Source organism: Polynucleobacter sp. AP-Nickl1-40-C4 (genome assembly GCF_035012665.1).
In the GTDB taxonomy this organism is placed as follows: Bacteria; Pseudomonadota; Gammaproteobacteria; order Burkholderiales; family Burkholderiaceae; genus Polynucleobacter.
The window spans coordinates 1-18,114 of sequence record NZ_JAYGQR010000009.1 but is presented as its reverse complement, the minus strand read 5'-3'; the positions used below and the strand labels follow the sequence as shown (position 1 = coordinate 18,114).

Annotated in this window: 21 protein-coding genes; 6 read left to right on the top strand and 15 right to left on the bottom strand. The window is 44.2% G+C overall.

What is annotated here, in order from left to right; genetic code table 11:
* Positions 1–23: 23 nt before the first annotated feature.
* From VC182_RS10060 to VC182_RS10035, 6 genes are all read right to left on the bottom strand, one after another.
* Positions 24–281, bottom strand: a complete 258-nt coding sequence (locus VC182_RS10060; protein ID WP_237767789.1) for a hypothetical protein — start codon at positions 279–281, stop codon at positions 24–26.
* 56 nt (positions 282–337) lie between these two features.
* Positions 338–736 carry a hypothetical protein gene (locus tag VC182_RS10055; protein ID WP_323485211.1) on the bottom strand — a complete coding sequence of 133 codons (399 nt, stop codon included), beginning with the start codon at positions 734–736 and terminating at the stop codon, positions 338–340.
* Between the two features lie 114 nt (positions 737–850).
* On the bottom strand, positions 851–2,914 hold the full coding sequence (locus VC182_RS10050) for a hypothetical protein (protein ID WP_323485210.1): 2,064 nt from the start codon (positions 2,912–2,914) through the stop codon (positions 851–853).
* A gap of 117 nt (positions 2,915–3,031) precedes the next feature.
* The gene (arsB, locus tag VC182_RS10045; protein WP_072583850.1) at positions 3,032–4,075 is read right to left on the bottom strand and encodes an ACR3 family arsenite efflux transporter; all 1,044 of its coding nucleotides are present in this window, start codon (positions 4,073–4,075) and stop codon (positions 3,032–3,034) included.
* Entirely contained in the window at positions 4,072–4,551 is a 480-nt protein-coding gene (locus VC182_RS10040; protein WP_072583849.1) for an arsenate reductase ArsC, read from the bottom strand. The genes arsB and VC182_RS10040 overlap by 4 nt, the downstream gene beginning before the upstream one ends.
* Positions 4,548–4,877, bottom strand: coding sequence for an ArsR/SmtB family transcription factor (locus tag VC182_RS10035; RefSeq protein WP_072583848.1), 330 nt, complete (start codon positions 4,875–4,877; stop codon positions 4,548–4,550). The genes VC182_RS10040 and VC182_RS10035 overlap by 4 nt, the downstream gene beginning before the upstream one ends.
* 160 nt (positions 4,878–5,037) lie before the next feature.
* Between VC182_RS10035 and VC182_RS10030 the strand changes: the two genes are divergently transcribed.
* Both VC182_RS10030 and ppk2 (VC182_RS10025) read left to right on the top strand, forming a co-directional pair.
* Complete coding sequence (locus VC182_RS10030) at positions 5,038–5,328, top strand: serine/threonine protein kinase (RefSeq protein ID WP_072583847.1); 291 nt, start codon at positions 5,038–5,040, stop codon at positions 5,326–5,328.
* Entirely contained in the window at positions 5,328–6,101 is a 774-nt protein-coding gene (gene ppk2, locus VC182_RS10025; protein ID WP_072583846.1) for a polyphosphate kinase 2, read from the top strand. Before VC182_RS10030 ends, ppk2 (VC182_RS10025) begins: the two co-directional genes overlap by 1 nt.
* Before the next feature lie 4 nt (positions 6,102–6,105).
* Here the strand turns inward: ppk2 (VC182_RS10025) and ppk2 (VC182_RS10020) are convergent, their stop codons facing one another.
* A complete protein-coding gene (gene ppk2, locus VC182_RS10020) occupies positions 6,106–7,011 on the bottom strand; it encodes a polyphosphate kinase 2 (protein ID WP_072583845.1) in 906 nt (301 codons plus the stop codon).
* A 46-nt stretch (positions 7,012–7,057) separates the two neighbouring features.
* Positions 7,058–7,852: a lysophospholipid acyltransferase family protein gene (locus tag VC182_RS10015; protein WP_323485209.1), complete on the bottom strand. Its 795-nt coding sequence runs from the start codon at positions 7,850–7,852 to the stop codon at positions 7,058–7,060.
* Between the two features lie 103 nt (positions 7,853–7,955).
* Between VC182_RS10015 and VC182_RS10010 the strand changes: the two genes are divergently transcribed.
* The 4 genes from VC182_RS10010 to VC182_RS09995 are packed head-to-tail and all read left to right on the top strand — an operon-like array spanning position 7,956 to position 11,151.
* Positions 7,956–8,765: a UDP-2,3-diacylglucosamine diphosphatase gene (locus tag VC182_RS10010; protein ID WP_416350584.1), complete on the top strand. Its 810-nt coding sequence runs from the start codon at positions 7,956–7,958 to the stop codon at positions 8,763–8,765.
* Positions 8,762–9,790, top strand: a complete 1,029-nt coding sequence (locus VC182_RS10005) for a glycosyltransferase family 4 protein (protein WP_216121376.1) — start codon at positions 8,762–8,764, stop codon at positions 9,788–9,790. Before VC182_RS10010 ends, VC182_RS10005 begins: the two co-directional genes overlap by 4 nt.
* A 13-nt stretch (positions 9,791–9,803) precedes the next feature.
* The gene (locus tag VC182_RS10000) at positions 9,804–10,208 is read left to right on the top strand and encodes a diacylglycerol kinase (RefSeq protein WP_083564292.1); all 405 of its coding nucleotides are present in this window, start codon (positions 9,804–9,806) and stop codon (positions 10,206–10,208) included.
* A 19-nt stretch (positions 10,209–10,227) separates the two neighbouring features.
* Positions 10,228–11,151, top strand: a complete 924-nt coding sequence (locus tag VC182_RS09995; RefSeq protein ID WP_323485208.1) for a GNAT family N-acetyltransferase — start codon at positions 10,228–10,230, stop codon at positions 11,149–11,151.
* Between the two features lie 72 nt (positions 11,152–11,223).
* On the opposite strand, the gene ppx is transcribed toward VC182_RS09995, so the two are convergent.
* The 7 genes from ppx to VC182_RS09960 form a co-directional block, all read right to left on the bottom strand.
* Positions 11,224–12,786, bottom strand: coding sequence for an exopolyphosphatase (gene ppx, locus VC182_RS09990; protein ID WP_323485207.1), 1,563 nt, complete (start codon positions 12,784–12,786; stop codon positions 11,224–11,226).
* 112 nt (positions 12,787–12,898) lie between these two features.
* Positions 12,899–13,105, bottom strand: coding sequence for a GDCCVxC domain-containing (seleno)protein (locus VC182_RS09985; RefSeq protein ID WP_323485206.1), 207 nt, complete (start codon positions 13,103–13,105; stop codon positions 12,899–12,901).
* Positions 13,106–13,157: 52 nt separating this feature from the next.
* Entirely contained in the window at positions 13,158–13,874 is a 717-nt protein-coding gene (locus VC182_RS09980) for an MgtC/SapB family protein (protein WP_072583839.1), read from the bottom strand.
* Between the two features lie 18 nt (positions 13,875–13,892).
* Entirely contained in the window at positions 13,893–15,638 is a 1,746-nt protein-coding gene (locus VC182_RS09975) for an alkaline phosphatase (protein WP_323485205.1), read from the bottom strand.
* An 83-nt stretch (positions 15,639–15,721) separates the two neighbouring features.
* Positions 15,722–17,164: a DUF2252 domain-containing protein gene (locus tag VC182_RS09970; RefSeq protein ID WP_323485204.1), complete on the bottom strand. Its 1,443-nt coding sequence runs from the start codon at positions 17,162–17,164 to the stop codon at positions 15,722–15,724.
* 54 nt (positions 17,165–17,218) lie between these two features.
* A complete protein-coding gene (locus VC182_RS09965) occupies positions 17,219–17,722 on the bottom strand; it encodes an arsenate reductase ArsC (protein ID WP_323485203.1) in 504 nt (167 codons plus the stop codon).
* 24 nt (positions 17,723–17,746) lie between these two features.
* Positions 17,747–17,923, bottom strand: coding sequence for a hypothetical protein (locus VC182_RS09960; RefSeq protein ID WP_158009062.1), 177 nt, complete (start codon positions 17,921–17,923; stop codon positions 17,747–17,749).
* Positions 17,924–18,114 lie beyond the last annotated feature (191 nt).

Sequence of the window (18,114 nt, the reverse complement as noted above, 5' to 3'; positions counted from 1 at the left end):
AATGGCGATTTAACTAATCGTCACTATCTGCAAAGGTAGATATAAGTTAAGGGAAAACGGTCATTGACCGTTTTTCTGCTTTCTAGAATCGTCGCAGTTCTCTTCCCTTCCTTTTTACACTCCTCTAATGCCACTTCCTGGGCTTCATTTTCTTTTGCATCTTTGGGCGCATGAACACCAACCGTGCCATCTGATTGCCTGTACACACCAAACTGACTGACTGGTGTTGAGCAGGCCGCTAACATCAGGCCTAGAAAAACCACTAAGTAATGACTTACCATTTTCAATGCCGCCTAAAAGATGAGGGATAGATTGATTCTATCTTAGGACGCCCAAATTACTGAGCCGCCTTGCCCCCAGGCCTATATTGGTCCATCACTGCATCTAGGCTGTCATTGGTAATACCCGGATTTGCACGCTGGAGGCAGCTTAAGAGAGCTTGCTTATTGGCGTGCTTCTGATTGGAACCCGGTAATGTCCCTTGGGGTGCAGGATTGACATCACTAAAGCAAGCTCTAAATTGGTCTGGCGTCACTCCAAGACCACGACTAATTTGGTCAACGGGTCCATGAGGATCATCGCGCATCATGCCTCCTGGGCCAACTGGACCCCCTTGAGGTGATCTAGGCATGCCCTGCTGCATTCCTTGAGGAGGCATCATTGGGGGCGGCATTTGTGCGAAAGCAAAACTAGAGAATTCTGCGATTACAAATAAATAAATGATGAGTTTTGTCATGACACAATCTCTTTCATATTGGCATGCCAGGAAATAAAAAAGCCAACCAGTCAAAGACTAGCTGGCTTTTATAAATCAACGGCAACTTAAGTAAGTTTTAGACTAATGCTCATATTAAGGGTTGTTCGGGGTGGTCACATTCCCCGAGCCAGAGCTCGTTACATGAACCGGAAGTAGTGAATTGGGAAACAGCCCCGCAACCAAATTACCGACAATAGAACGCTTACCATAACCAAAATAATTTCCTTGAACAGTATTATTAAATGCAGTATCAGCAATAAGAACACCATCCCCTGTATTTCCGCTGATTACACTAGACATTGCAGTATATGAACTGGAAGGTGTATAGGCGATAACAGAGTTATTGTTACTTCCTCCGCCAATATAAATACCACCCAGTCCATTACCAAAAGCAGAAACCTGAGTGGTTCCAAGGCCAATTACAGAGTTAAATACAGTATTGTTATTTGCAGTACCGACAATTTCAATTCCGTATCTTGCGTTGCCAGAGAAGGTGTTTTGCGGAATAACAGAATTGTTGTAACCGCCTATATAGTTTCCATAGGCAGTTCCCGCAATGTAAACCCCGCTACCGCCGTTACCAGCACCATTTGCGCCAGGACCATTAGCAAGAGCACCAGTACCTTCAGTATTCAAACCAACCACGTTAGGATCGACAGTAACACCAGATGCGTTTCCGGAAATCTCAATACCATGATGCATATTTCCAGAGAATACGTTAGTGCGAACTAAATTGTTGCCGCCAGTAGAATCAATTGTGATCCCGTTTCCACCATTCGGAGCAGCGCCCTGAAAGGCGTACAAGCCACCAAACGTATTGAAGGTGGTGAAGCCACTAGCAGTTCCTGAAACCTTAATACCATCAAGTGTATTGCCAGCCGAAACGTTACCAAGCGGGATTACACCGCCAACCTGGACGCCTGCAGAGCTGCCATCAACCAAGATGCCGTGGCCGCCATTTGGAACCATCGATGCATTGTTTGCACCAGCACCAAAAAAGTTAGCCTGGACCAAAATCGCATTGGAGTCGGCTATATGCAAACCATTGCCTCCATTGCCGCTCAATACGTTGTAATAAATAAATGGATTGTCTTCAAAAGTACAACCGATGAGTTGATTGTTATTCGCATTACGAATCAAGACACCATCTAAGGTGTTACTAACAGCTGCAGTACCAACATTATTGGTGCCGATAAAGTTTCCGCTTAATACCGTTAACTCTGAACCACCATCAATTAAAACCCCGTTAAGCGAATTACCGGAAATCAGATTACCTAATGGCGGAGCAATAGAAACGATTGGGACTGTACCCTTGTTGCCCGTTGGATTATTAGTTTGCCCTGTAGCGGAATTGATATATGCAGTTCCACCAATGGTGTTATCAACCGCATAATAAGTTACATAGATACCGTTGAAACCGTTAGCAATCTTTGCTGTTCCTGCTGGATTGGTGCCAATTGCATTGGCTTGAATCTTGTTGCCTGCGCTGCCATAGATCTGGATACCATTCTGCGTATTACCGGAAATCACATTAGAGTAAAGACCAGAGATACTATTTGGGTTTGTGCCAATAACGTTGTTAGTAGAAGAGGTTGCAATATAAATACCATCCTTCGCATTGCCAGAAGCTGCACCACTTAAGTTCAGGCCAATATAGTTTCTTAATAAAACGATATTGCCCGCATTTAAGGTAATGCCATTTGAATTAGATCCAATGATTGACAAAGCATAAATGCCAGAACCTGCAGAGCCACTGTTAAAAGTAAAACCTGAGGCAACGTTATTGAAGTTCACCGCAACCAATGGCGCAGTAGTGGTGTTACCAGCTACATAGCCAGGAGCAGTACCGCCATCAATTAATACTTTCTTTGTAATAGCAGGCAAATCGCTTGCAAGGGTGATTACACCGGCTACAGAAAAAGTAATGCCTGAGTATTGGGAAGTTGATGCGCTATTAACTGCCGTAATTGCATCTCGCAGAGATCCGGCACCTGAGTCGTTGGTATTACTCACAACGTAAAAGACGCTCGGGGTTGCGACAGCAGAACCACTACCACTATCACCACCGCCACCACAGGCAGCTAAACCAAGCGTTACTAATGCCAAGAAACTGAGGGAAATATAACGCCAAAATTTTAGAGCGGTAGAGGTAGACATACGGATGACGCTTTCTGTAAATAGGGAATCTGATTCTACATTCTCCCTAGAGCTAATCTCCTCTATTTCGGCACAATTTTGAATATAAGCCCCCTTTGGAGGCCAAAATCATAGGCTTTAGGCCTGAAAGAACTTATCTCTAAGCCATAAAGCAACCGAAACCAGACCAACCATGATCGGCACCTCCACCAGTGGGCCAATCACAGCAGCAAATGCCGCCCCAGAATTAATCCCAAAGACGGCAATGGCTACGGCAATAGCTAACTCGAAATTATTGCTAGATGCCGTAAATGACAAAGTGCAGCAACGCTTATATTCAATACCCATTTTGATGGTGATAAAGAATGTCAGCAAGAACATCACCACAAAGAAGACTAGCAATGGAATTGCGATGGTAACCACATCCATTGGCAACTGAAGAATTAACTTACCTTTCAAACTAAACATCACTACGATCGTGAAAAGCAAAGCAATTAAGGTGATTTTGCCTATTCTAGGGACGAAAGTATTTTGATACGACTCTCTCGACACAAATTTGAGGGCAATGTATCTCGTCAAGAATCCCGCAACACAAGGAACCCCTAGATAGATAGCAACTGTCTTAGCGATCTCACCAATAGTGATATTGACAACGGATCCTGCATGGCCAAAATACGGCGGCAAGACAGTTAAGAAGAAATAGGCGTACACACTAAAGAACAGCACCTGAAACACTGCGTTAAAAGCTACTAAGCCAGCCGCATATTCCGTAGAACCTTTGGCAATATCGTTCCAGACAATCACCATGGCAATACAAGGCGCTATGCCAATCAAGATAAGACCTGCCATGTATTCCGGTTGATTGGGAACAAAGAGGATAGCCAAGAAGAACATCAAGGTAGGCGCAACAATCCAATTGAGCAAGAATGCCAAACCAAAGATTCGCTTGTCTCTGAAGACATCAGGCAAGTCTTCGTACTTTACCTTTGCAAACGGTGGATACATCATCAATATCAATCCAATGGCTATTGGGATATTAGTAGTGCCCGATTGAAAGGAATTAATGAACTCCTCTACCCCAGGAACAAAATATCCCAACCCAATACCTGCCGCCATGGCAGCAAATATCCAAACAGTGAGGTATCGATCTAAAAAGGAAAGCTTGCTGGTAACTGTGCTCATGATTTATTGTGAATTTCTTGAAGGCTAAGTGAATTGAGTCGATCTAATGGCATATCCGCCAGAAGATCAATGCGTTTTTTTAAGCCAATCATGACTTCTTTAAATGCACGGCGTTTATCGTCATCCGTGCCAGGCACTTGTGATGGGTCTGGGAAGCCCCAGTGGGCAGTAGCAGGTTTTCCAGGCCAGAATGGGCACACTTCGCCTGCCGCGTTATCACAAACCGTAATAATGAAATCCATCTTTGGAGCTTCTGGCAAACCAAACTCATCCCAGGACTTGGAGCGTAATTTAGATTCATCGTAACCCATCTGCAAAGCCAACTCACGTGCAAATAGATTTACTGAAGTGCCTGGAGTGGATCCTGCTGAGTAGCCCACAAATTTTCCGCTGACATGAGTTGAAGCAAGTGCCTCCCCCAAAACAGACCGAGCAGAATTATGGGTACATAAGAAGAGAATATTGAACTGCTTCATTTAGCCTTCGCCTTTTTCAAGATTAATACTGGAGCGCATGATTTGCCACCGCAGCAGTTTTCAAGCAAGAACCCGCTTAACTCTTGCACCAAGCCTGCATTAGGTCGATAGATGAGATTGCGGCTTTGACGCTCTACTGACAATAAGTCAGCGCCTACTAGTTCTTTCAGGTGAAAACTCAGTGTGGCGTTAGCAACCCCTAGCTTTTCAATCATCTCGCTAGGCGTTAATCCAGTATCACCACGCTGAACTATCAAGCGAAAAATATTCAAACGGGTCTCTTGACCCAGGGCCAGGAATGCTTTGATGGCATCAGTATTTTTCATATTTCCAATTGTATCGAAATATATATTTCACAATAGTGACAATCAATGTCACATAACTGACATATATGTGTCATATATGCTTGAAAATAGAGAAAATTAAACGTAGGATTGATTGAAGATACGCCAATACAACGAATTCACAATCAACCCAGGAATCAGCATGAGCCAAAAGAAATTAGTTAAGCAGCTATTAAAAAAGCTCGATAAATTAGAGTCAGATAGAGAAAAGCTGATCGACAAGCTTGGAAAAGCGTTGGATAAGTTAGATAAAAAAGTAGCTAGCAAAAAAACTCCGGCTAAGAAAGCTGCCGCCAAAAAGACTCCGGTCAAGAAAGCGCCTGCTAAAAAGGCCCCCGCCAAGAAAGTCCCAGCTAAAAAGGCTCCTGCTAAAAAAGCGGCTGCAAAGAAAACTACTCCTGCTAGCCCTGCCAATACAAATGAAGCAAGCTAATGGGTCAAAAAGGCAAAGATAAGCTAGAGCAATCTAGTTACGACGATCAGCTCCGCTTATTGCAGATTGAGTTGGTCAAGCTGCAAAATAGTCTGATCAGCAAAGGCGATCAAATACTGGTCATTCTTGAGGGCCGCGATACGGCTGGCAAGGATGGCACTATTAAAGTGATCACCCAACACTTAAGCCCCAGGGAAACCCGCGTGGTTGCCCTCGGAAAACCATCTGATACCGAATCTGCAGAATGGTACTTTCAGAGATATGTAGCTGAGCTTCCCAAAAAAGGTGAGTTTGTTCTATTCAACCGCAGCTGGTACAACCGTGCCGGCGTTGAGATGGTCATGAATTTCTGCACGAAGGAGCAGTACGCCAACTTCATGGGAACCGTAAATGAGCTCGAATCTATTCTGACCAGCTCTGGCATAACGATTCTCAAATACTATTTAGACATCTCAAAAAAGGAACAGGCTGTTCGTCTTGCAGATAGAGCTAAAGATCCACTCAAGCAATGGAAGATTAGCCCGATTGATCAGCAAGCGCAGAAAAACTGGGATGCCTATAGCAAATGTAGAAATGACATGCTAGAAAAAACCAGCTCTAAAGATGCGCCCTGGATCGTTGTTAAGGCGAACGATAAAAAAGTTGCTCATCTCAATATGATTCAAGATCTTCTTTCTAGAGTTTCATACCCAGGAAAAGATAAAGGCTTGCTGAAGGCTGATAAGGATATCGTCTTCCAATGGGACAGCAAACTATCTAAGCTCGAAAAATAAGCCCTTAAAAAACCTCGGGAACATACATCTCAGGCGGTACTGGGCCTCGAAGGTAATCCGGGTTATGAACGCGTTTTGGCAAGGTAATCACTGGGTGATCAATCTCTTTATACGGGATTTGATCCAATAAATGCGTAATGCAATTTAGACGTGCTTTTTTCTTGTCATTGGCAGCAACCACCCACCAAGGCGCCTCAGGAATATGCGTACGTTCAAGCATGGTCTCTTTGGCCTTGGTATAGGCCTCCCACAACCTTCTTGCCTCTAAATCCATTGGACTTAACTTCCACTGCTTTAAAGGATCGTGAATCCGCATCATGAAGCGGTTGTATTGCTCTTCGTCAGAAATTGAGAACCAGTACTTGATCAAGATAACGCCTGAACTAATCATCATGCGCTCCAGATCAGGAACCGTTCTTAAAAACTCTTCATACTCATCATCAGTACAGAAACCCATTACCTTTTCAACGCCAGCGCGGTTGTACCAGCTTCTATCAAATAGAACGATCTCGCCACCAGCGGGTAACTGGGAAATATATCTTTGAAAGTACCACTGCGTCTTTTCACGTTCGTTAGGTGCGGGCAAAGCAACCACTTTACAAACCCGGGGATTCAATCGCTGGGTAATGCGCTTAATCGCCCCACCCTTACCAGCAGAATCTCGACCTTCAAATAGGACTGCCACCTTAAGCTTGTTCTCTACCACCCAGTCTTGAAGCTTTACTAACTCACCCTGGAGTCTAAAGAGTTCTCGGAAGTAAACGTTACGTGGAATTTGTGAATGACTATCACCATCAGGAGATAGGCGGTCATCATCGAGCTCCATTTCAAGCTCTTCATCCATGCTGTCCAGAATCTCTTCTTGTGCACGGCGATACCACTCGGCCATTTCGTTGTGTTTTGATGTCATATTGTTTCCCTAATAATACTTATAGCGGGGGAAAATGACACTTTTATTACATAGAGGGCTGATTACCCTTTAATTGATTAGAAATCGCCTCTTGACTATGCAAAGCCAGCCATTTTCGGTCTCTGGAAGCCTCAGGACTAGCTCCCGAGGGTGATAAAAAGGTAAGCTCCACGATCAGGTTACGATCCCTCAAGATCTGAGCCATGGATTCCAGTAACCCCATCTCACCCACAAATGCAGGCACTTCACTTCTCTCGCCAGATGACAGGGATCTATAGGTAATTGCAAGCGAATAGACTGGCACTTGAGCAATAACCGCAGATTCAAATAAATTGGGCTTAAAGGGTAGGACACCCTCACCTATTGTGGAGGTGCCCTCTGGAAAAATGCAAACAGACTGAGCTTTAAGTACATCACTCACTTCGCTAGCAACATACTTTCCATGACGAGCGCTATCACGCTTGATAAATACCGTACCCAATTGCTTGGCCATCCATCCAAATATGGGCCAACCCTCTACATCGGACTTTGCTACGAAGCGAATGGGTTTGAAAGCATTGATAGCGTGGACATCCATCCAAGAGATATGGTTTGATGCCAGTAGATAGGCTGTGGCAGGAAGAATTTCTGGATTCCTGAGCCTTAATTCAATACCAAAAATAGCTAGCAGTCTTCTTGACCACTCCTGAATATGGCTATTTTTAGTTTCCTGAGTTGCAAATGGAAACTGAAAAGATAGAGTCGCCAATCCAGCAATCACATGACTCCACACTAAAATCCACGACCATGCATAAGCCCAATATTGAAACGGAGGCTGTTTGGAGTGTTTAGTCAGGCTCATATGCTGTAAGAATATAAAACAATCTCAGAAAATACTCCGTAGTCATAAAACTGTCTTAGAACTGTCATGCTGGTTTCATACTCAGTAGGCTTAATACTGTTTCATGATGCATTACAAAGCCATCTGGATTTCAGACGTACACCTAGGAACATCAGGGTGTCAGGCAGACTACCTTCTCGATTTCCTTAAGCACAACGAAGCAGATAAATTCTACCTAGTTGGCGACATTATTGACGGCTGGAGACTGAAGAAGTCTTTCTACTGGCCTCAATCACATAATGATGTAGTACAAAAACTCTTGCGTAAGGCACGTAAGGGGACAGAAGTCATCTATGTTCCTGGAAATCATGATGAAAGCGCCAGACAATTCTTTGGAATGTCTTTTGGTGATGTCAAGGTAGTTGAGGAAGTGATTCACACGACAGTTGATGGTAGAAAACTATGGGTAACCCATGGCGATCAGTTTGATGGCGTGATGCAATACGCCAAGTGGCTTGCATACGTTGGTGACAACCTCTATTCGCTCATTCTTTACGTAAATCGTTATTTCAATATGGTGCGCGCCAAGATGGGGCTGCAGTATTGGTCGCTATCTCAATACTTAAAACATCAAGTCAAAAATGCCGTCAGCTATATCGCAGACTTTGAACACATCATGGCCAGAGAGGCCCGCTTAAGAGGCTGTGATGGCGTAGTTTGTGGACATATTCACAAAGCAGAAATTCGCGAGATTGATGGCTTGTTGTATTGCAACGATGGTGATTGGGTCGAGAGCCTTACTGCCTTAGTTGAAACACAAACAGGTGAACTCAAAATTATTCACTGGACACAGATCAAGGGTGAGCCAGTTGAGTCACCTCAAATCACTCTTCAACCCGCTATCGAATCACTCATCAAAGAGGCTACGCTATGAAAATTATGATCATTACTGATGCATGGGACCCACAAGTTAATGGTGTTGTCCGCACCCTGAAACAAACCCGCGCTGAATTAACTGCCATGGGGCATCAAGTAGAAATGATTACTCCCAATGGCTTCAAATCCATTCCTTGCCCAACCTATCCTGATATCGCCCTCTCACTCTTCCCAGGCAAAGAAGTGGCTCGTCGTATTAAAGAATTCGCGCCTGATGCAATGCATATTGCGACAGAAGGCCCACTAGGTTTATCTGCTCGCGCCTACGCAGTTAAAAATCGCCTGCCTTTTTCAACTGCTTATCACACCCGTTTCCCAGAATATGTCAAAGCGCGTACTGGCATTCCTTTAGCAATTACCTATGCCTTTATTCGCTGGTTTCATAAACCGTCAATGGCCGTCATGGCGCCAACAATTGTGGTTAAGAATGACTTAGAATCTTATGGTCTTGATAACGTGGTGTTGTGGTCACGAGGCGTTGATCTGGATATCTTTAAGATGCAGGATTCCAAAGCCTTAAATACCGCGCATCCCATCTTTTTATACGTGGGCAGAGTTGCTGTTGAGAAAAATATCAATGCCTTTCTAGAAATCGATTTACCAGGTTCAAAGTGGGTGGTAGGAGACGGTCCAGCAATGGCTGGAATCAAAGAAAAATATCCAGAAGTGAACTATCTGGGAGTGCTTCAGCAGCATGAGTTAGCAAAAGTGTATGCAGCAGCAGATGTATTTGTATTTCCTAGCAAGACCGATACATTTGGTTTGGTGTTACTAGAAGCCATGGCATGCGGGACGCCAGTAGCCGCTTATCCTGTTACTGGCCCTATTGATGTCTTAGGCAACTCCAATTCCGGCGCCATGAACGAAGACTTGCGTGAGGCTTGCATGCAGGCCCTCAAGATTCCTCGTGAAGTAGCACGTGCACATGCTGAGAAATTCTCCTGGAGAGCGGCCTCAGAGCAATTTGCCAATCACCTTAAGCCTGTACCAACAACAGAAGTTCATGTAACAGCACTAGCCTAAAGAAAAACGCATCTTGAACTCCCCATATCACATAGATCAGAACCCCCATAAGGGCAATCGAGGCCTTGCCAGAGCATGGCATGCAGCCAAGAACTCTTGGTGTGGTTTAGTTTATGCATTCATGGAAGAAAGCGCCTTTAGACAAGAGCTGACTTTATTTGCCTTGCTAACACCAGTCGCGCTCTTGTTGCCGATCACACTGCTAGAGAAATCATTACTAATTTCTTCCTTGATGATGGTGCTGGTTATTGAACTATTGAACTCCAGCGTGGAAGCAGCGATCGATCGAATCTCATTCGAACATCATGATCTCTCCAAAAGGGCAAAAGATTTTGGCAGTGCCGCCGTCATGCTTGCGCTATTTGTCGCAGCCCTACTCTGGGCTGCAGTCTGCATCCCCTTGCTTCTGAAACTTTAATTACCTACTAAGGCCAGCCATGTCTGATATCCCTAACCCAATTGGTTCATTTGAGATTTTCACCCCTAAGAAGGTCAAAGCATTAAAAAGAAATAAACCAAACCCGCTTAAAAAGCTCTCTAAAAAGTTGGCCAAAAAGCTGTTTGGCAAGAAGTTTGTGACAAAAACTAGGGCTGAGCTCAGAGAAGTAGCTCCTGCTCCTGCGGTTCAGATTGATAAACCAAAAAAACCTGCCTTTCAAATTGTTTGGGCAAGCACAACGGGCGAGATTAAAGAAGCACAAAGATTGCGCTATAAAGTATTCGCCGAAGAAATGGGTGCCAATCTCCCCAAGAACGCTGAAGGCTTAGATGTCGATGAGTTTGACTCTTATTGCGATCATTTATTGATTCGTGATCAAGACAGCCTGAAAGTAGTTGGCACCTATCGCGTACTGCCCCCACATAAGGCACAAGAAATCGGTCGCCTCTATTCTGATTCTGAGTTTGATCTATCTCGTATTGATCACCTGCGCCCTAAATTGGTTGAGCTTGGTCGATCTTGCGTGCACCAAGACTATCGCTCAGGAGCAGTCATCATGGCGCTATGGAGTGGCTTGGCTCAATATATGCAAAAGAACGGCTATGAAGTCATGCTTGGTTGTGCCAGCATTCCAATGGCAGATGGCGGTCACTTTGCAGCAAGTCTTTATAACTCCCTAGGCAATGATCAAATGGCGCCAACAGAATTTCATGCATTCCCGCGCTTGCCTTTGCCTCTTGATAAGCTAAATGGTGGTTTAGATGTGCAGCCTCCACCATTGATCAAGGGTTACCTAAAGCTGGGGGCAAAAATTTGTAGCTCCCCAGCCTGGGATCCAGACTTCAATACAGCTGACTTATTGACGATGCTCCGCCTTTCAGAAATCAACCCTCGTTACGCAAAGCATTTTCTAGGGTTGTAATATTTAAGCATCAGCTCTCAAAGAAAAAGCCACTTCGTATTGAAGTGGCTTTTTTCATTCTGAGATGTATCCCTACTTAAAGCTGACTTGGTAGGAGCGCCCTACCCTTTCCCATTCCGCCGCCTCTTTCAGAAGGCTAAATTCAGTCAAAGGATGCTCGGCAACCCATTCTTTTGGCAGACTCACTAAATATGAACCGTCGTGTTCAGAGACTTTTACTTTAGGAAAATTGGTGTCATTTCGGCCGCGACACAGCACTTGAGCAAGTCGCAAACAAAAGAGCATGCGCCAATCTTCAAAGCTAGCATTATTCGCCAGCTTGCCTAGCTTGCCAGTATGTCCAATGAGTAATGCAGCCAGCCTAGCCTGATCATTTTTAGAGAAGCCCGGCATGTCTGCGTTACCTGCTATGTAGGCAGAATGTTTGTGATAACCGTTGTGGGAGATTGATAAGCCGATTTCATGTAAATTGGCTGCCCACTGCAATAAAGCCACGTTATCCGCCCTGCTTTCCGATTCAGGTTTTGGCAATTGCTGTAAAAAATCTGCGGCTAATTTACCAACCCGACCTGCCTGCTCTCGATCGACGGTGTAGCGTTGCATAAATTGCTCTACAGTCACATAGCGCATATCGTGATGTTGTGATCGGCCAAGTAAGTCATACAAGACACCAGTTCGCAATGCAGCGTCCGTTACCTCCATCTCTTCAATACCTAATTCATCGAATGCTGCCAACATAATCGCTAAACCGCCTGGCCACACAGATCTTCTGTCATCCTTCAGACCCTCTAGCTCCACTTGATTGACATGTTCATACTTGAGAAGGTGTTTTTTTAGATTCTTAAGGCCTTCACGGGTAATCATTCCACTCGAGCTATTGACGCGGCCCATCATTAAGCCATCGCCACTTCCATTGAAATGATTATTTCCTATGAGATCTGCTAAAGCTCTAGCGGTACCGGAAGAGCCAATAACCTGCTTCCAGCCGCTTCTTAAATAAGCGCCAGAAATTACCTGTATTTCACGACGCGCTGCCAACTCAGCCTCTTTAAAAGCATGGGCATCAATATTTCCCTTAGGGAAAAAACGCATGCTATGAGATACGCAACCAATATAGAGACTTTCCATCAGCTTTGGCTCATAACCTTTGCCAATGATGAATTCTGTAGAGCCGCCACCGATATCAATTACTAGTCTATTGCCTTGTACGGCCTGAACCTCATGCGCCGCTCCGATATAAATCAGCCGAGCTTCTTCGACGCCGGCAATCACTTCAATCGGGAATCCTAGAGCTACTTGCGCATCTTCTATAAATTGTTGGGAATTTTTAGCAACGCGCAAAGTATTCGTTGCGACTGCTCGAACATTAGCGGGATCAAATCCACGAATACGCTCACCAAAACGCCGAATAGCTATCAATCCCCGCTGATAGGCGTCATTGCCAAGCAATTTATTTTCAGTGAGGCCAGCAGCCAATCGGACTGTCTCACGCAAGGTATCAATGGGGCGTAACTGTGTGCCAGAGGGGGTATTTACTGCTTGGGCTACTAACATACGAAAACTATTCGACCCCAAGTCGACCGCAGCAACAAGGTCTTCTGAATGAACTAAAGGATCTACGGGATTTCTGGCCAAAATATTCCCCAAAAATGGAATGCTGTATCAATTATGTCTATTTTATGTAAAAACCATGACATCTTGATGAAATCAACAGCAAGCCTTTGTGGCTGGGATATACGAGCCTTATTTAGGCTGCTAAGTTTTGCTCTGAGCTAGAACAATCGCGATTACCGAAGCTACATAAAATGCAGCAATCACCAGATTTTGGCTTCAAGATAGCGCTACATGAGCGGCAGCGATACAAGTGCTGCGCACCTTCTTCGGCATTAATAAGCTCGGAAGCCTGGCAATGGGGGCAGGTAACGATAGATTGGAGATAGTTGGTCTTATTCACATCACAATAGTGAACCAGAATTATTTCAATATTGTGTCAATAAATAAATGGCTTAGTCGGTTGTGCTGGGACTCCAGAACGCCTGGGTCACAAATTCTTGATCAGCAATCTTAGCGATCAACTGATCCATCTCATCGCCATCAACAGCCGATGCAGTTAAAACGGCCTGTATTTCAACATCATCGCTGTCAAATTGATGCACTTCAATATCTTGGGTTTGATAGCCCGCCTCTTCGAGCGTCTTAATAAATTGCTTTAAGGCATGCTTTTGAGCATGCTTAGGAGTGATGATATATACCGAATTAGTCACCTCTACTGCTTCGGTATCTAGTGGCTGCCTATTAATTAAGCTGACTACTGGGCGAAGTAAGGTATTCGCTGCCAGAACAAAAACAGTGGCTAGGCAAGCCTCTAAAATTAAGTCAGCTCCTGCACATGCACCAACTGCGCCCGATGCCCACAAAGTAGCAGCAGTGTTGATACCCCTGACGTTACCCTCTTCTCGCATGATGACACCGGCGCCCAAAAAGCCAATCCCAGAAACAACATAAGCCATCACATGAACAGCCCCATCATGACCAGTGAGGCGATTACCAGCGTCCACAAAAATTGCAGCTCCGATAGCAACTAGAATATTTGTTCTTAAGCCCGCAGTCCGTTGGCGGTATTGGCGCTCTAAGCCAATTAATCCCCCCAAAATAAAAGCAGCGCAGAGGCTGACGCTCGTATCTGTCAGTGATCCATAGTTGATGTTGTTAATGAATTCCATGGCAGCTTTAATCCAAAATTATTTTGATCCCAAACCTAAGGATTGCACCATTATCTTAAACACTTCCGTGTTATCCATAAAGCCCTTGAAGTTTTCTGAGCCGGGGCCCATTGCATTCAGAACGGCATCATCTGCCGTATGAACGCCAGACTCTTGGTGCGATGGCAAATTACCGCCCACATGAATTGCATCCTCCTGAAGCTGGAGATATTTTGGATTGGCTACATATTTACCAGAATCATCTTTAACGGCAGGAACAAAAGTGCCATCCATTTTAGGATGTAGGGTTTCATAGTGATCGGGATAGCTGCCATAAAAGAAGGCAATGCGCTTAGATACATCGATCTTATTTGGGTAACCCTGAATATCTGCTTTTGGATAATTTGGATAGCCGGCCTCGGCGTAAATACCTACCTTTTCACGTAAAGGTCCAGGCTTGTCATCATGCACTACCCCGCTAATGGATCCGCTGTGAGTATGATCAGGCGTCACGATGATTAAAGTTTCTGGATGCGTTTTAGCAAAGTCCTTAGCGATTTGCACGGCATTACTAAGCATGATGGTATCAAATGCAGCTCGCTCCCAATCAAGAGGGTGATTGAACTTATCAATCAAAGCCGCCTCTACCATCAAGAAAAATCCATTGGGATTTCTGGACAACACATCAATGGCAGATTGGGTCATCTCTGTTAAATCGGGCTGATTAGGAAATTGTTCAACCGTATTCTTTTTCAGATACAAACGATCCAGCGATCCATCCATATTGTCTGGATGAAAGACGCCAAATAGTTTTTTTGTATCCTTACTCTCTGATGCTGAAAGTAATTCTTGTTTTGTAAAAGCTAACTGATAGCCCTTCAACTTGAAGTTTTCAACCAAATTCTTCTCATCCTTACGTCTTGAGCCCTTAGTGGATTGCGGATAAAAATAGGCAGAGCCACCGCCTAGGATGACTTCCGCACCGCTAGATAAGAGCTGATCAGCAATATATTGTTTATCTGCTCTACGCCTAGTATGAGATACCATGGCGCCCGGGGTTGCATCCTCCAACTCTGCATCAGAAACAATGCCTACCGCCATCTTGGTATTGCGCTTGATCAGCTCCGCAATGGTTTCCACTTTGGGATGCGAGAGATTATCGCTAGCTCGGGATACATAAACGCCCATGGCATTCACCGCTGTCTTATGCCCTGTTGTGTATGCGCTCATAGAGTTCGCAGAGTCAGTAATTAGTGAATCAGACCCTGAAGTACCTATCATGGCTGTACTGGGCATATCGTCAAATGCCAATCTGCCTTGATATTTGCCCTCTTGAATTCCCTTCGAGAGAACTCTTGCGGTTGTCCGGTTAGCAATCGTCATACCATCACCAATAAATAGAATCACATTTTTTACGCGGCGAGGACCAGTTGCATATACATCCCAATTTACTTGCAAACGCTCCTGGGGTGCTCGAGCCACGATTTGATATTTACCAGCCTTTGGTAATTGAACATCTCGATACAGGATGGAGCTACCTTTGACATTTTCATTAGAAATAAACTCGGGTTGGGCGCTAATAATTTTATTTATTGGTGCGCCATTGAGTTCGATCTCAGCATCCCCAAGATTAATGACGGTATTAAATTCAATCTTGATATCAAACTTAGATCCAGCCAAGATGGTAGCTTGGTCGATTGGATAGATAGCTGCTGCCTGAAGAAATCCTGTAATTGATCCAAAAAAAATGAAGGAGGCAATCCTGATAAGACGGGGAGTTTTCATAGAGTTGAAATGGTGAATAAGCTTAGGGAAGCTACAATATCCACCAATAAAGTGACACTCTCATGACTACGCCCTGATAGGCCTTAAAGGGCTGCTTTTTTCTTAGCCGCTTTCAATCTACCCGATTTGACCGCCTTACGAAATAAATCGAAGTCTTGCTCATTCTGCTTTGCATAGGATCTTGCAAAGGAATACATTGCCTCGCCAAATTCTTTTAATTCACCACAATAACCGGTAAGTTCAGCCGCATCTCCAGAGCGAGCGTGACCCAGGGCAAGAGCCCAGCCGAACAATTTTGAATAGTCGGCAAAGTTCTTTAGAGAGATGCCACCCGGACCGATCGGAATACCTCCCTTCATATCGCGTAGTTGGCGGAGATAAAATCCTTCACTTTTATCAACATCAAACTGCATGGAGCCGAAACTCAAAAAGATATCAGGAGCACCCTGTAGCAGTCTCTGACCAGCCACCACACGCCGCCCCATATCTCGATAAATAGACTCGCCTAAATAAGGACTTAAGACAGATTTTTGAGCTTCCTTGTATTGCAAGAACAAGGGATCATTTACGCTATCGCCTTCAAAATAAAGAACCATACAATTGGTGCCCACACTTCCTACGCCAACTACCTTTCGAGCAAAATCCTTTAGGACATACCGTTCAAAAAGAATCTTGCGATCAGCCAGTAAAGTACTAGAGTAATTTAACAAGGCCCTATTAATCAGGGAGCTTAGAGGCTGTCCGTAAACACTCCCTTTGAAATGCTCAATTAAAGGAGGCTTGTTGATGATCTTTCTATCTTTGCCAACAAGCGTAGTCAGTTTTTGCAGTACTTGTATATTGCCCTGCCCTTTAGTCTGCTTTAAATAAACATCAATTTGCTTTTGATGTTCTTTAGAAAAATGCTTACGTATATCTGAACCACTAATAAAGTCTTGAGCTAAATCCAAATAAGGCATATGCGCATATTGAGCCATCCGCTTTTGATATTCAGCGCAAATACGTAATACTATTTTTTTACTTAATACTTTATCGCCACCATTACTTTCACAGGCAATAACTGCACTTGCAACAAGACGCTTGAGATCCCATTCCCAACTACCGGGCAAAGTTTCGTCAAAGTCATTAATACCAAATACCAGTCGATGTTCGGCAGTTCCAAATAAGCCGAAATTAGATACGTGCATGTCTCCGCATAGCTGAACCGTGATATTGGTAGATGGTTGGTTAGCTAAGTCTTGAGCCATGATGGCGGCTCCCCCTCGATAAAATGCAAAGGGCGACTGCAGCATGCGCTCATAACGAATCGGGATCAGCGACTCAATTCGAGTCTTAGCTTGATTCTCCAGAATAGTGATTGGGTCAATTCGGTGTTCTGGTGGGGTATAGATGCCCTGCTGAGCAATGCCGACCTTTTTTCGCAAGGCTTTACCATCTGCCATGCGCTTTTTGATGCTGGGCCTAGGATTACTAAAAGACTCTACCGACCTTAGAACAGCAAATTTTGGCTTTTTCTCTATAGACATCAACTTCCTCAAAAGGGTTACATTCAATCTTAACCCTTAATTCGATGCTATTGCCTATCTAAACTTTAGGCGATGATGAATGGACTGTAGTTCATCCTTAATTTGCACATGATCTAATTTATCTATGGGTAAATCCATGAGTAGTTCAATGCGATTTCGCAGCCCCATTTCAACCTGCCTGAATGCATCTAGCATGGCTGCATCCCCTGAATCTACAGCGACAGGATCGGCAAACCCCCAATGGGCGCTCACAGCATGGCCGGGCCAGTAAGGGCACTCCTCCCCAGCAGCAGAGTCACAGACGGTAATAATGAAGTCCATACGTACAGCCCCATCTACTCCAAACCCATCCCAGCTTTTACTGTTCAGCAGCTCTAGTGGGTAATCTAATTGTCTGGCAATACGCAATGCGATTGGATGCACATACTTTGATGGCCTAGATCCAGCTGAATACCCTCTAAATCGTCCATGGCTTAGAGTGGTTGCCAATACTTCACCAAGAATGGATCTTGCGGAATTGCCAGTGCATAAAAATAAAATATTGTACTGATTACTCATTAATATTTATGCACTTCAATTGGATTAAATAATTTCGTCAAGACGAAGAGAAAATCTCCCATCCATCAAAAATTGATTTTGATGAGAATCTAATAGTTGATTATGAGAAATGATTTCTTTCTCAATTTTTTCAATTGTGGATTTTCCATCGACACCAATTCTGAGCGCCAAAGGAAGATACTTAACAAGATTCTCAGTCATTTGAAATGCATTCTTATGTATAAAGTTAAGATCAATATTAGGCGTAATTTATGGCAGTTTTATTAGGTGGATTCAACTACGAAGTGCAACTTTGAACAACTAGTTAAGGAGGCTAAGGATGTTTTAGTATCCAAAGCTTCTAGACCTGCAAGTCAAAGTAGCCATGACCTATCAACACCTTAGCCAAACTG

Bases quoted from the DNA above. Each gene is read 5' to 3' on its own strand.
- VC182_RS10060 (WP_237767789.1), bottom strand. From the start codon at position 281: ATGGTAAGTCATTACTTAGTGGTTTTTCTAGGCCTGATGTTAGCGGCC.
- VC182_RS10055 (WP_323485211.1), bottom strand. From the start codon at position 736: ATGACAAAACTCATCATTTATTTATTTGTAATCGCAGAATTCTCTAGT.
- VC182_RS10050 (WP_323485210.1), bottom strand. From the start codon at position 2,914: ATGTCTACCTCTACCGCTCTAAAATTTTGGCGTTATATTTCCCTCAGT.
- arsB (WP_072583850.1), bottom strand. From the start codon at position 4,075: ATGAGCACAGTTACCAGCAAGCTTTCCTTTTTAGATCGATACCTCACT.
- VC182_RS10040 (WP_072583849.1), bottom strand. From the start codon at position 4,551: ATGAAGCAGTTCAATATTCTCTTCTTATGTACCCATAATTCTGCTCGG.
- VC182_RS10035 (WP_072583848.1), bottom strand. From the start codon at position 4,877: ATGAAAAATACTGATGCCATCAAAGCATTCCTGGCCCTGGGTCAAGAG.
- VC182_RS10030 (WP_072583847.1), top strand. From the start codon at position 5,038: ATGAGCCAAAAGAAATTAGTTAAGCAGCTATTAAAAAAGCTCGATAAA.
- ppk2 (WP_072583846.1), top strand. From the start codon at position 5,328: ATGGGTCAAAAAGGCAAAGATAAGCTAGAGCAATCTAGTTACGACGAT.
- ppk2 (WP_072583845.1), bottom strand. From the start codon at position 7,011: ATGACATCAAAACACAACGAAATGGCCGAGTGGTATCGCCGTGCACAA.
- VC182_RS10015 (WP_323485209.1), bottom strand. From the start codon at position 7,852: ATGAGCCTGACTAAACACTCCAAACAGCCTCCGTTTCAATATTGGGCT.
- VC182_RS10010 (WP_416350584.1), top strand. From the start codon at position 7,956: ATGATGCATTACAAAGCCATCTGGATTTCAGACGTACACCTAGGAACA.
- VC182_RS10005 (WP_216121376.1), top strand. From the start codon at position 8,762: ATGAAAATTATGATCATTACTGATGCATGGGACCCACAAGTTAATGGT.
- VC182_RS09995 (WP_323485208.1), top strand. From the start codon at position 10,228: ATGTCTGATATCCCTAACCCAATTGGTTCATTTGAGATTTTCACCCCT.
- VC182_RS09980 (WP_072583839.1), bottom strand. From the start codon at position 13,874: ATGGAATTCATTAACAACATCAACTATGGATCACTGACAGATACGAGC.
- VC182_RS09975 (WP_323485205.1), bottom strand. From the start codon at position 15,638: ATGAAAACTCCCCGTCTTATCAGGATTGCCTCCTTCATTTTTTTTGGA.
- VC182_RS09970 (WP_323485204.1), bottom strand. From the start codon at position 17,164: ATGTCTATAGAGAAAAAGCCAAAATTTGCTGTTCTAAGGTCGGTAGAG.
- VC182_RS09965 (WP_323485203.1), bottom strand. From the start codon at position 17,722: ATGAGTAATCAGTACAATATTTTATTTTTATGCACTGGCAATTCCGCA.
- VC182_RS09960 (WP_158009062.1), bottom strand. From the start codon at position 17,923: ATGACTGAGAATCTTGTTAAGTATCTTCCTTTGGCGCTCAGAATTGGT.